Origin of the sequence: Lederbergia citrea (assembly GCF_018343525.1) — a bacterium.
GTDB classification, from domain to species: domain Bacteria; phylum Bacillota; class Bacilli; order Bacillales; family Bacillaceae_C; genus Lederbergia; species Lederbergia citrea.
Map to the genome: position 1 here is coordinate 1,102,094 of NZ_JAGYPH010000001.1, position 12,970 is coordinate 1,115,063.

A 12,970-nucleotide genomic window follows, 5' to 3' on the forward strand; every position below is an offset into this window, starting at 1 on the left:
CTCAAATAATCTGTCCTTTCATTAAAGATGCTAATCAACTATGACTTCTATATTATTTTCATATTCCTTGTATCTTCTATGTACAGTGGCTTTTGAAACATCATAGCCAAATCCTCTCATCGTCGCAGCTATCTCACCAAAAGTAAGCCCGTTACTTCGTAAACGGACAATTTCCTCAATAGGGACATCCTTTCGTTCTCGTCCATCTACATTACCGCGTTGTTTTAAATTTTTTTCAGGGCGATAACCTCGTTCCACAGCTCTTTTCATGCCACGTTTAATTTTTAAATTATGGAGTCTTCGTTGATGTTCTTCAACCATACTTACAATGCTTAATACCATTGAATCGGTTTCAGATAATTGAAGCTCTCCATTTTGTGAATAGCAATATAGCTTAATACCCTCTTTCATCAAGCAATGGAGCAAGGCGATTCTTGCATTCCCTCTACCAAGCCTTGTTTCATCCTGAATAAGAATCGCATCAATCTCTTTTGCTTTAATTTTTTCTAGCATATCTAGAACACCAGGTCTATCAAGATCATAACCACTGGATTGATCGCAAATGATAGAGTCGACATCAAATCCCCACTTTTCTGCTGCTGCATGGAGTTCTTCCCTTTGCCTTGTCAGTGAGGTCTCTTGTGTATCCTTATCCGTGCTGACCCTGCAGTATATAATTGCCCTCAATTGAAGTCACATCCTTAGTTTGTTTCGAAAGCGAGTTCAGATTCTTTATTATTATTTCTTAAATATGAGCCGGGAATGACTAATTCATCTCCGCTTTTAATAGTAGTACCGAATAGATGATTTTCTTTTTGGATTAATTTTACTAGGTCAGAGGTAGACATGCCAAAGCGCTCAGCATGTGCATTAGAAATTGTCCAAAGCGAATCCCCGTCTTGAACAGTAATTTTTATATTCGTAGAGTCATCTTCACTTACATTAAAGATTAAATAAAGACCCATTACCAATGATAGAATAATAAATAATATACTGAAAGAATATTTTCTCCATAATGAAATCATTACAATAACCCTCTTTCGAATGTATGTTCCTATTTATGATTTTATTATATTACGAACATCCGTTTGTTGTCAATCAAAATTCGAACTTATGTTTGTATGCGTTCGTATACCATGTTATAATGAAATTAATCGATAATATGAAAAAAGGGAGAGTGAAACGTTATGAAACTGTCAAAAAGACAACAAGATATTCTTGATTTTATAAAGCTTGAAGTTCAGTCTAAGGGCTATCCCCCTTCCGTGCGTGAAATCGGCGAAGCTGTTGGACTAGCTTCCAGTTCGACTGTACACGGTCACCTTGCAAGACTGGAAAGCAAGGGTTTAATTAGACGAGATCCAACTAAACCGAGAGCAATTGAAATTTTACAACTTGAGGAAGATGATATTCCGCGCCAAAAAACAGTCAATGTGCCATTGGTTGGTAAAGTAACCGCTGGATTACCTATTTCCGCCATTGAAAATATCGAGGAATACTTTCCTCTTCCTGAGCAGCTTGCACCTGCAGACGAACATATATTTATGCTTGAAATCGTTGGTGAAAGTATGATTGAAGCGGGAATTCTTAATGGCGACTACGTAATTGTCCGTCAACAGCAATTTGCAAATAACGGTGAGATTGTCGTTGCGATGACTGAAGATAATGAGGCAACTGTAAAAAGATTCTTTAAAGAAAAAGATTTCTTCCGTCTTCAACCGGAAAACGCTAATATGGAACCTATTATATTGCGAGAAGTTTCTATTCTAGGAAAAGTAATAGGTCTTTACAGGAATGTTATCCATTAATATGTTATCCTTAGAGCCTTAACGAGTGGTTTTCTTGATTAAGGCTCTGTTTACGTTATGAAGAGGCTATTTATTTACCTCTACTGCCTCTCCCCAATAATAATCACTGATTACTTCTCCTAAAGCATCAACCGACCGATTCAGTTCATCGAGGTTATTATCTACACCGCCAATTTCGATTACGAGAACATTTTCAGCTAGATCCTGATTATAAACTCCGTTAGTACCTATGGTCTTTGGCTTTTCAAAAACACCTCTGGATAAACTTGGATATCTATTTTTCAAACTATTATGAAGTTTCTCGGCAAACTGAAGGTTTTTTCTGTAATTTGAATTTCCTTTTCCAATAACAAAGTAGAGTTTTGCATATGGTAGGCCGTTTATTGTAGTTGTTGTAACGTGCTTCCTTTGTGAATCCCGGTGGATATCAAAGATTAGTTGAAGTTTCTTATTTTGATTCATCGCTTCCACAACGATCTCTCTTGATACTGCGTAAGACTGATAGTAATTCATATTTCTTTTTACGAGCTTGTCCTGAATATCAGTAGTGTCAACCAATGTCTTTATCCCATTTTCCTCTAGTTTTTGACCGAGTCTAGTACCAAGCAGAGTGACATTTTTATCTTTACTGGATGCGGAATCAGGATCATTCACTCCCGGTAATAGTGGTAAAAATGATTCGCGTGTATGTGAATGATAAATAAAAGCGGTGTAGTCGTTTGTTTCTGGTTTTTTCACCTCTTGTGGTTTTTCCTCTTTATCATTTGGACCTTCATTTAGGCCGAAATCTGGTGGTGGCGGAGATTCTATAGGCAAATTTGTAAAATCCGTTCCTTCACCAGCTATCAGAATCTTTGGACTGGTAGCGTCTAAACCTGGGATTTCACTGATCAAGAAGCTTTTCATATCTGATAAATTAATATTTGTCAGCAGCTCTAAAGCCACCTTTCCTAGCGATTTCTCAGCTCGTTCCGGTAATACTGATTGGAGTGAGCGATTTTCAAGCGACATGATATATAGATAAGATTCCGTACGATTTGCTTCATTACCAATGAATGAGAAAAAGTTGATCTTCAAGCTAGAAAATGCGATCACGGAAATTAAGCAGAAGACGGCTATAATTGAAAGGGAGGATCTGGCGGCAATTTTGAACATGGGCTTCATTCCTTAATTAAAATGTGATTACTATTCATTCATATGATAAAAATAATAGTCTATGAATGAAATTTTAAAAAAACTAATAGAGTCGTTTAAAAAACAAAAAAACCTTGAAGGCAAATAATGCACCTCAAGGTTTTTTAAGATTTTTTGTTGAAATATCAACCCGTATTGACTAAACCTGCCGCTACCCCATTAATTGTTAGCAACACTTCCGTTACTAGCTCTTCCGAAGGATTTTCGGTTTCTCTTAATTGGTGGATTAAATCCACTTGTAAGAAATTTAATGGATCTACATATGGATTGCGTCGATGGACGGATTCGCGAATATTCGGCGTATGTGCCAACAATTCTTCGTTTCCTGAAATTTGTAAAAGCGCTGCCCGTGTTCGATAGTATTCATCCGAAATATCCTTATAAATACGGTCAGCGATCGTTTGGTCTTCTACCAAATTCAAGTATTCCTTTGCTGTCTTCATATCAGCTTTCATCAATGCCATTTGAAGATTATTAACCGTCGAATGGAAGAATGGCCATTCTTTATACATAGATTGCAGCATTTTCAAATTGCCCGGATCCTGCTCAATGAATAATTGCAAGCCTGTTCCAGCTGCGTACCAAGCAGGGATCATTTGCCTTGATTGTGTCCACGCAAATACCCATGGAATCGCACGTAAATCTTCAAAACGTTGGCTGTTCTTCCTGCTCATCGGACGTGAGCCAATATTTAATGCACCTAATTCTTTTAATGGCGTTGCTTGGTTAAAATATGTTAAGAAATCCTTATCTCCAAAAACGAGGGATTGATATTTTTTCAAAGACTCAGTAGATATATTTTCCATTGCTGTTTCCCATTCTTTTTTACGGAAATGATCTTGTTCCGGGGCAGCTGATACTCTAACACAAGCCTCAAACAAGGCGGAAGCTGCCTGTTCCAGATTACGATATGCGATATCCTCAAGTAAATATCTAGAAGAGAGGACTTCTCCTTGTTCGGTAATTTTCACACCATCGCCCAGTGTTTCCACGGGCTGAGAAAGGATGCTTGTGTTTAAAGATCCGCCACCACGACCTAAAGAACCACCGCGACCATGGAAAAACTTTAGGCGAATATTGTATTCTCTCGCCATATTATGGATTTCTTGTTGAGCTTTAAAAAGTTTCCAATTAGCGGTTAATGTGCCGCCGTCCTTGCTGCCATCAGAATACCCGAGCATGATCTCCTGATGATTATCTCGAACTGAAAGATGATTTCGGTAAACATCCATTTCGAATAATGTTCTCATAATGTTTGGACCAGCGATTAAATCATCAATTGTTTCCAGTAATGGCGCTACGTGTAAATCACTTTCAACTTTACCATTTGAGTGGAGTCGATAAATCCCTGCCTCTTTTGCTAGAAGAAGAACTTCAAGCAAATCACTTGCTGATTGAGTCATACTAATTAAATATACTTCAATGGAGCGTTTACCAAACTCGGCATGAGCATTTTTAATCATTCTGAAAACTTTTAAAACTTTTTGTGTTTCTATTGTATATGCTTCTTCAAACAGGAGAAGAGGCCTAGGATCGGATAATACTTTTCCAAGTATATTCAGTTTTTCTTCTTCAGTAAGCTCTGAGTAGTTTTTAGTCACATTGACAGCGTGTAATATTTCATTTACTGCCGATTCATGTTCTCCACTGTGGTTTCTTATATCAAGTGTAGCTAAATGAAAGCCAAATAACTGAACTTGGCGAATTAGCGTTCGGATTTCTTTCATCTTTTTCTTTGCAGGCTGATGTTTTTCCGAACACTCTTTTATTTGTATCAAATCATTTAATAATTCTTCGGCATGTTGATATCCTAGCTCTGATTTACCCACTTCACGAAGACGTTTAAGAACGATCGCAAATTTCCGGCGGTAGATTTCAGATTCAATTGGCCATTTTTCCTCTTCTTCTAAATAGACTGGCTCTTCACGTTGGACTGTTTCGATAAACTGTTCACTAATAGTAATTCGGTATGTTGAATGACTGAACCGTTTCATTAAATCAACAATCGCCTCATCATATTTCTTTAATACGAGTTCTCGCTGCATTTGCAATGTTTTCCATGTGATTTCAGGCGTCACATTCGGATTCCCATCTCGATCTCCACCAATCCAAGAGCCAAAATGAATGAAGTTTGGTACTTCCCAATTGTTATCTGGCAGATGTTCCTGTAATTGCAATTCTAATTCCTGGTGAATGGATGGTAATGTATCAAATAAAGTTTGATCAAAATAATAAAGACCGTTTCTAACTTCATCTAATACCTCTGGTTTACGATGACGCAATTCATCCGTTTGCCATAAAGCAGTTACTTCATTGAACAAGCTTTCTTCAAGGAATTTCCGTTCCTTACGTGTAGTCATTGGATTATCAAACTTTTGAAGGATCGTTGAAATTCTCTTTTGTATTTCTAGCACAGTTCGTTTTGTTGCTTCAGTAGGATGCGCTGTAATAATTAATTCAATTGATAATTCATTTAATACTTGCTGAATGATTTCGTTGGAAAGATCATAGTCTTTAACTTTGGATACTGCATTTTCAAGTGAAAAAGACTGACTTCCTTGATCTTGGAGCAAATACTGACGTCTCCGGCGAATCCTATGATTTTGTTCAGCTATATTAATTAGATGGAAATAAATTGAAAATGCTCTAATAACTTGTTGGCGGGTCGGCGGTTTAAGTAGATTGATTTCTTCCTTTAACCTCTTATACGTTTCTTCGTTATATTCTTTACGTATACTCTTTGTCATCTCTCTAATAGATTCAACTTTATTAAATAGTTCAATCCCACCATGATGAACTAATATTTCTCCTAAAATGTTCCCAAGTTTTTTTACATCATTTCGCAATAACGCATTATTATCGATTGTATCAATCATTCATGCTTCCTCCTTTTCCCAATACTGCTGTTTTTCTTCGGAATAAATCAAGGACAGTTTATCTCCCTGAGAGGTATAAACTGTCCCTATACAATAGAAATATGTACCACCTGAAAGTACATAAAATTTTATCATAAGTAGTAAAGAGTATCAATTGATTTGGGTTAATGAAGTTTTGATTATTGAAAATAAATACTAGAGTTGGAGGTAGTTCCCATAGTCAATTAATATTTTCTATGGGAACAATTATTATAATTATTCTACAATAAGGTTAGTTTAATGTTCAAAGTAAAAACCTTGACGCTTATTGTCAAGGTCTTCCCCTTAAAATCTCTCTTTAAACATTCGAACAACACGATTAAAGCTTTCATTTAGTTTTTCATCCTTGGATCTAGCGCATCTCTTAAACCGTCTCCAATCAGATTAAAACCTAAAACAGTCAGTACAATGGCGATACCTGGAAAAAATACTGTCCAAGGTGCATTAATAATGAAGTCTTTTGAATCAGCAAGCATTTTTCCCCATTCAGGTGAAGGAGGCTGGGCACCGAGACCAAGAAAACCCAATGCTGCAGCTTCGATTATAGCAGTAGCAATCGCTAATGATCCCTGTACAATGATCGGTGCCATACTATTCGGCAAAACATGGTGTATCAGTATCCGATTGTCCTTCATGCCAATTGCTCTAGCCGCAACGATATACTCCTCTTCCTTCACGCTTAAAACGCGAGAGCGAACGAGGCGACCGAATGTCGGAACATTAATAATCGCAATGGCAATTAATGCATTTCTTAACGATGGCCCAAGCATCGCAACGATTGCAATCGCCAATAATATACTTGGGAATGCAAGCAAGATGTCAAAACATCTAGAAATTATCCCGTCTACCCACTTTCCGTAATATCCCGCCAAAATTCCTAGGCCAGATCCGAAAACCACTGAACCCGCAACAGCGCCAAATCCTACGGTTAATGAAATACGAGCACCATAAATAATTCTGCTTAAAATATCTCTTCCAAATTCATCAGTTCCAAACCAGTGTGCAGCAGATGGAGACAAATGTTTATTGGCCATGTTTTGCTCCTTAAAACCATATGGAGCCAAAAAATCAGCAAAAATAGCTAGCAAAATAAAAAAGATGACCAAGCCTAGACCAAAAAGTGCCGCTTTATTTTTTCTGAAGCTTTGCCATGCTTCCATCCAGGGGGAAAGCACTTTTTCTTCCTTTACTTGATGTGGGATAAAACTTGGCTTGGTAGCTGGTATATTTGTTGTTGGTTCTGCCATACTTTCCCCTCCAGTTAATATTTAATGCGAGGATCAATTGCAGCATACAAAATATCTACAAGCAAATTAATCAATACAAATATCATGGCAACGACTAGAATCCCAGATTGAATAACAGGATAATCTCTAAATTGGATTGCATTATAAATATAGTTTCCAATACCAGGCCATCCGAAAATGGTTTCGGTCAATATAGCCCCGCCCAACAAAAGTCCTGTTTGAAGCCCGATCATTGTTAAAATTGGAATAAAGGCATTTTTCAAACTGTGTTTATACACGACCCAAAACATTCTTAAGCCTTTCGCTCGTGCGGTTCTAATATAGTCCGAGCGCATTACTTCTAGCATACTTGAACGGGTTATTCTTGCAATGATCGCCATGGGTATGGTTGCTAGTGCCAACCCTGGAAGTACTAAATGCTTCACTACTTCAATGAACTGATCAAACCTACCTTGGATAAGGGTGTCAAGCAAATACAAATGAGTGATTGCGGAAACCGGGTCTCGGATATTATCTCTTCCTGTTGTCGGAAGTAAATCAAGCTGCAATGAAAAGACATATTGACCCATGAGCCCAAGCCAAAAAATTGGAATTGATACGCCGATCAAGGCTACAAGCATAGCCCCATAATCAAACCATGAGTTTTGAAACCATGCAGAGACAATGCCAGCATTTACCCCCACTATGACAGCAACAAGCATTGCAGCTAAGGCAAGTTCAATCGTCGCAGCCATGAATGGCCAAATTTCCTCTGAAATTGGATTCTGAGTTCTCATTGAAATACCGAGATCTCCCATAAGCAATTGTTTAATATAAGTTAAAAATTGAACATGATAGGCATGATTGAGACCCATTTTTTCTCTGAGAGCGGCTACAGCAGATTCAGTAGCCTGTTGTCCAAGGATTAATTGAGCTGGATCTCCTGGAATAGCATGAATAATTGTAAACACAATGAAAACCATTCCTAATAAAACCGGAACAAGCAATGCAAGACGCCTTATCGTGTAAGCTAACACGCTGTCACCCCTTCCCCACATCCAATAAATATGTAAGAAAGAAAGGGAAGGCACAGTTCACCATCCCTTTCCTATGATAGAAAATTCTTTTGTTTACTCGACTGTAACGTCAGCGAAACTTTGTGAACCTGTAGGATGTGGAACAAACCCTTTTATTGTGCTTTTTCCTGCGAGCTGTGGCACTGAGTGTGCCAATGGTACCCATGGAGCATCTTCATGGATGAGCTCCTGAACTGTTTTATAATACTCATTTCGCTTATCTTCATCTGTTTCCGTCTGTGCCTTTATTAGCAGATCATGGACTTCCTCGCTTGCGTAACGTGAATAGTTGTTGGAGCCAATACTATCTTTATCAAGCAAAGCATATAAAAAATTGTCTGCATCCCCATTATCCCCAGTCCATCCAAGCATGAACATTGGCGCTTCTCCGTCTCGGACTTTCTCGAGATATGGTCCCCACTCCACTGATACAATCTTGGCTTCTATACCGAGTTTTTCAAAGTCTGCCTGAATCGCTTCTGCTACTTTCTTGCCATTTGGCATGTATGGACGTGGTACGGGCATTGCCCATAAATCCATTTTGAAGCCATCACCAAAACCAGCTTCTTCAAGAAGTTGTTTAGCTTTATCCAAATCATATTCATAATCTTGGACATCATCGTTATAACCGTTAATTGTAGGTGGAATTGGGTTTTTAGCTGGTTGCGCAGTCCCTTCATAGAAATTATCGATGATCGCTTGTTTATTGATTGCGTGGCTCAATGCCTGCCGCACTTTCTTATTATTAAAAGGTTCTTTTTCGACGTTAAATCCAAGATAGCCAACGTTCATGGAAGGTCGTTCAAATATCTGCAATTTCCCTTCAGATTTCACACGCTCAACATCACTTGGATTTAATCCATCCATTAAATCAATTTCTCCCTTTATTAAAGCATTCAAGCGTGCAGAATTGTCTTCGATGACTTTGAAGATAACCTTATCAACTTTCGGAAGTCCTTTTTTCCAATACTTTTCGTTTTTCACGACCGTTATCGCATCTTTTTGCTTCCAGCTATCAAATTTAAAAGGTCCTGTGCCAACAGGATGCTTGTAATATTTGTCTCCAGCTTTTTCGAATGCCGTAGGGCTAGATATGGCAAATGGTGACATAGCAAGATTTTTCAAGAAAGGAGCTTGTGGGCGGAATAGTGTAAATTCCACTTTATTATCATCTAATGCCTTTACCTCTTTAATGACTGCGGACTCTTCACCTTTATAACCGCCAAATTGTGATTTAAAGTAAGGAAAGCTTTCCTCAGGGCCGACCATCCATCGCTCAAAATTTTTCACTACCGCTTCAGCGTTAAAATCAGTCCCATCATGGAATTTGATCCCTTCTTCTAATTCAAAAGTATAGGTTAACCCATCATCTGAAATCTCCCATTTTTTTGCAAGATGCGGAATAACGACCGTACTATCCTTTTCATATTCTACAAGTGTTTCCGTTATCTGTTCTGTGACAATAAGTGATTCTCCATCCGTTATTGATGCGGGATCTAGTTTGACCGAATCACCGCCTCGTCCATAAACTAAAATACCGCCGCCGGAACCTCCTGTTTTATTTGAATTACAACCTACCATCACAATCGATAGAACCAGCATTATTGCAAATGCATAAATCATCCTTTTTGTCATTGAATCTTCTTCCCCCCACCATCGTTTTTTCTTTCTTTACATATATACAAACTGTCAGTGGTAAAGATGACATGCTGTATAATGATCTTTGTCCACTTCCTTAAATTCAGGGCGGACTGTACGGCAAATATCCATCACGTTCGGACATCGAGTATGGAAGGGACAACCTTTTGGCACGTTCGCTGGGCTTGGTACATCCCCCTCAAGAATAATCCTTTCTTTTCTTTCACCCATCTTTGGAATTGGTACTGCTGAAAGCAATGCTTGAGTGTATGGATGTTTCGGATTTTCATAGATTTGTTCACTTGGCGATAGTTCGACGATGCTTCCAAGGTACATGACTCCCACCCGATTGGTAATATGCCTAACGACAGCAAGATCGTGAGCAATAAATAAATAAGTCAAGTGTAATTGTTTTTGCAAATCTTGAAGAAGATTCAAGATTTGTGACTGTACAGACACATCTAGCGCAGATACGGGTTCATCTGCCACAATCAACTTTGGATTTAATGCTAATGCACGAGCTATTCCAATCCGCTGCCTCTGTCCACCACTAAACTGATGTGGATAACGCTTTGCGTGGAATTCACTCAATCCAACAATTTCAAGGAGCTCGTACACCCTCTTCTTTCTTTTTGCTGAATCGGTTACACCATGAACAATTAACGGTTCTTCTAGTATTCTTTCAACTGTATGTCTGGGATTCAAAGAAGCAAATGGATCCTGGAATACCATTTGCATTTCCTTGCGCATATGTCTCATTTTACTAGGGGATAAGTGTGTGATATTTTGTCCTTCAAAAAAGATTTCTCCTTCATCTGGTTCCTGCAATCTGAGCAGCGTCCTGCCTGTTGTGGATTTTCCGCAGCCACTTTCACCAACGAGACCTAAGGTTTCGCCTTTTTTAATGAAAAACGACACATCATTAATTGCGGTGACCTCACCTATTTTCCTTCCTAATATTCCTTTTCTAATCGGAAAAGTCTTTTTTAAGCTTTTAATCTCAAGTAAATACTCGCTCATTTAAGACTTCCTCCTTCTTCTCCTCCTCATAGAGCCAGCATCTGACCTTTTGTCCGCCGGCAATTGCGATTAATTCAGGAGTTTCATCTATACAGCGCTGGAAGGCATGAGGACATCTTGGAGCAAATTCACAGCCTGTTTTGATTAATCCGGGTTTAGGAACATTTCCAGGAATGGAGTAAAGCCGCTCTTTCTTTTCGTGCAGGTCAGGAACAGATTGTAGGAGACCGACTGTATAAGGATGTTTAGGTTCTTTAAATAATAATTCCGCCGATGCTTCTTCAACAATCTTTCCTGAATACATGACGAGAACCCGCTTGCACATTTCAGCCACTACACCGAGATCATGAGTTATCAGCATAATTGCTGTATCTGTATTACGATTCAACTTTTTCATCAGTTCCAATATTTGCGCTTGGATTGTGACGTCAAGCGCTGTAGTAGGTTCATCCGCGATGAGCAGCCTAGGTTCACATACCATTGCCATCGCAATCATGACTCTTTGCCGCATTCCTCCAGAAAGCTGATGCGGATATTCCTTCACCAGTTGGTTTGCACGTGGAAGTCCAACTTGTTCGAGCATAAAAATTGCCTGTTCCAAGGCTTTTTTCTTCGACACGCTTTTATGGATCCTAATGGCCTCGATCAATTGATCTCCAATAGTAAATACGGGGTTAAGGCTGGTCATTGGTTCTTGAAATATCATGGCAATATCATTGCCGCGAATATCACACATCCTGCTTTCGGGGAGGATGGCCAGATTCTCACCATTGAAGAAGATTTCCCCCTCAATCTTTCCCGGCGGTGTTGAAATAAGCCTCATAATAGAAAGTGAAGTGATGCTTTTACCACAGCCTGATTCCCCGACAATGCCTAATATTTCTTTTTTATTAACCATAAAATTAATATTTTTGACCACAGGAATTTCTCCATCATCTGAGGTAAAACTCGTACTTAACCCTTTCACATTTAAAATAGGATCCATTGCTCCCACTCCCAAATTCACAAAATACACTATATTTAGAATTGTAACACTACCAAAAAGAGTCTACAACAAATTGCAGGAAGCGCTTACAAAAGAGGTCTTTTGCCCCATATTAGTACCATTGCCAAAGTGTATTAAAGTATCGTGGAAATATAATATATGAATATATTATCGTTTTTATTTTCACTAATACTCTTTTTCATTACATTAGACGAAAAAAAATATGATACAAATCATTCGGAAATTGGGTGAAGCACAAAAAAGTTCAAAACACAACAGGCGTAGATCTTTGCTGTGATTTGAACTTGTATTTTTAAATTAATAAATGATGAGTAGGCCAGGAAGCACTCTTCATGTAAGGTATCTCATTTTGTTAAAATTTTTATTAATAAATTGATCTCTTCCAGCCAATAACCTTCGTCAGTTTGTACATCTTGCAACATAAGGCCAGTAATGACGGAAAAATAAAGGAATAACAACTTATAGGGATCACCCAGACAGAACTCGCCCATTTGCTGCCCTTTGATAAAAATGGGAATCAGCTGTTCAATGGTTTTCTCCGGGGAATATTGTTCGATAATCTCTTTGGCCTTTTCCGGCACTTCATCTGATGTTTGCGCTTGCTGAAGCAACATGAAGAAATGTTTATTACTCTCATCAAGCATATTTTTTGTAAAAGTTCTTATTTGTTCAATGGGTGTTCCGGGCAGGCTATGAACGTTCCTTATCTCCGCTTGAGCTTCTTCCACCGCTTCCTGCACGAGTATAGAGAAAAGCTCTTCCTTAGAGTTAAAATAACGATAGGAAAGTCCTTGGCTAATATTTGCTTCTGCAGCAATCATGCTCATTTTCGTTCCGGAGATTCCTCGAAGAGCAAATACTTTTAAGGCTGCTCTTTTAATCTGTTCCCTACGTTCATCGTGAATATAATCTGGTTGATGTTTATTTACTCGAGTCAAAGTCTGCTCACTCTCCAATTTTATGCTAAATTAGGCATGCTTCTATAGTTCCAATCTCTTCTTTGCTATTAAATCTTTATCTCGTAGGAAAAACCTAATGAATGAATGATTCAGTCATTACTTGATATAATAATTTAAATTTTATAGAC

The 12,970-nt window shown here is 38.4% G+C and carries 11 protein-coding genes; 1 reads left to right on the plus strand and 10 read right to left on the minus strand.

The window, feature by feature from the left end; all coding sequences use genetic code 11:
- Positions 1-30: 30 nt before the first annotated feature.
- Entirely contained in the window at positions 31-687 is a 657-nt protein-coding gene (locus KHA88_RS05750; protein WP_213107150.1) for a YneB family resolvase-like protein, read from the minus strand.
- A 14-nt stretch (positions 688-701) separates the two neighbouring features.
- The gene (yneA, locus tag KHA88_RS05755) at positions 702-1,025 is read right to left on the minus strand and encodes a cell division suppressor protein YneA (protein WP_213107151.1); all 324 of its coding nucleotides are present in this window, start codon (positions 1,023-1,025) and stop codon (positions 702-704) included.
- A 162-nt stretch (positions 1,026-1,187) separates the two neighbouring features.
- Here yneA and lexA point away from each other — a divergent pair, with 162 nt between their 5' ends.
- Positions 1,188-1,808, plus strand: a complete 621-nt coding sequence (gene lexA / locus KHA88_RS05760) for a transcriptional repressor LexA (RefSeq protein WP_213096759.1) — start codon at positions 1,188-1,190, stop codon at positions 1,806-1,808.
- Between the two features lie 66 nt (positions 1,809-1,874).
- Here the strand turns inward: lexA and spoIIP are convergent, their stop codons facing one another.
- The 8 genes from spoIIP to KHA88_RS05800 form a co-directional block, all read right to left on the minus strand.
- Positions 1,875-2,885, minus strand: a complete 1,011-nt coding sequence (gene spoIIP / locus KHA88_RS05765; RefSeq protein WP_213121539.1) for a stage II sporulation protein P — start codon at positions 2,883-2,885, stop codon at positions 1,875-1,877.
- 242 nt (positions 2,886-3,127) lie between these two features.
- On the minus strand, positions 3,128-5,878 hold the full coding sequence (gene ppc, locus KHA88_RS05770; RefSeq protein ID WP_213121540.1) for a phosphoenolpyruvate carboxylase: 2,751 nt from the start codon (positions 5,876-5,878) through the stop codon (positions 3,128-3,130).
- 371 nt (positions 5,879-6,249) lie between these two features.
- On the minus strand, positions 6,250-7,164 hold the full coding sequence (locus KHA88_RS05775; protein ID WP_213096756.1) for an ABC transporter permease: 915 nt from the start codon (positions 7,162-7,164) through the stop codon (positions 6,250-6,252).
- A gap of 14 nt (positions 7,165-7,178) precedes the next feature.
- Positions 7,179-8,180 carry an ABC transporter permease gene (locus KHA88_RS05780; protein WP_213096755.1) on the minus strand — a complete coding sequence of 334 codons (1,002 nt, stop codon included), beginning with the start codon at positions 8,178-8,180 and terminating at the stop codon, positions 7,179-7,181.
- Positions 8,181-8,273: 93 nt separating this feature from the next.
- Entirely contained in the window at positions 8,274-9,854 is a 1,581-nt protein-coding gene (locus KHA88_RS05785; protein ID WP_213107154.1) for an ABC transporter substrate-binding protein, read from the minus strand.
- Between the two features lie 54 nt (positions 9,855-9,908).
- The gene (locus KHA88_RS05790) at positions 9,909-10,877 is read right to left on the minus strand and encodes an ABC transporter ATP-binding protein (protein WP_213107155.1); all 969 of its coding nucleotides are present in this window, start codon (positions 10,875-10,877) and stop codon (positions 9,909-9,911) included.
- A complete protein-coding gene (locus tag KHA88_RS05795; protein WP_213121541.1) occupies positions 10,858-11,862 on the minus strand; it encodes an ABC transporter ATP-binding protein in 1,005 nt (334 codons plus the stop codon). The genes KHA88_RS05790 and KHA88_RS05795 overlap by 20 nt, the downstream gene beginning before the upstream one ends.
- 365 nt (positions 11,863-12,227) lie before the next feature.
- Complete coding sequence (locus KHA88_RS05800) at positions 12,228-12,839, minus strand: TetR/AcrR family transcriptional regulator (protein WP_346729159.1); 612 nt, start codon at positions 12,837-12,839, stop codon at positions 12,228-12,230.
- Between the last annotated feature and the right edge of the window lie 131 nt (positions 12,840-12,970).

What these genes read in the sequence shown, in the direction of transcription:
- KHA88_RS05790 (WP_213107155.1), bottom strand. Translation starts at nt 10,877, where the DNA reads ATGAGCGAGTATTTACTTGAGATTAAAAGCTTAAAAAAGACTTTTCCG.
- KHA88_RS05795 (WP_213121541.1), bottom strand. Translation starts at nt 11,862, where the DNA reads ATGGATCCTATTTTAAATGTGAAAGGGTTAAGTACGAGTTTTACCTCA.
- KHA88_RS05775 (WP_213096756.1), bottom strand. Translation starts at nt 7,164, where the DNA reads ATGGCAGAACCAACAACAAATATACCAGCTACCAAGCCAAGTTTTATC.
- KHA88_RS05785 (WP_213107154.1), bottom strand. Translation starts at nt 9,854, where the DNA reads ATGACAAAAAGGATGATTTATGCATTTGCAATAATGCTGGTTCTATCG.
- ppc (WP_213121540.1), bottom strand. Translation starts at nt 5,878, where the DNA reads ATGATTGATACAATCGATAATAATGCGTTATTGCGAAATGATGTAAAA.
- lexA (WP_213096759.1), top strand. Translation starts at nt 1,188, where the DNA reads ATGAAACTGTCAAAAAGACAACAAGATATTCTTGATTTTATAAAGCTT.
- yneA (WP_213107151.1), bottom strand. Translation starts at nt 1,025, where the DNA reads ATGATTTCATTATGGAGAAAATATTCTTTCAGTATATTATTTATTATT.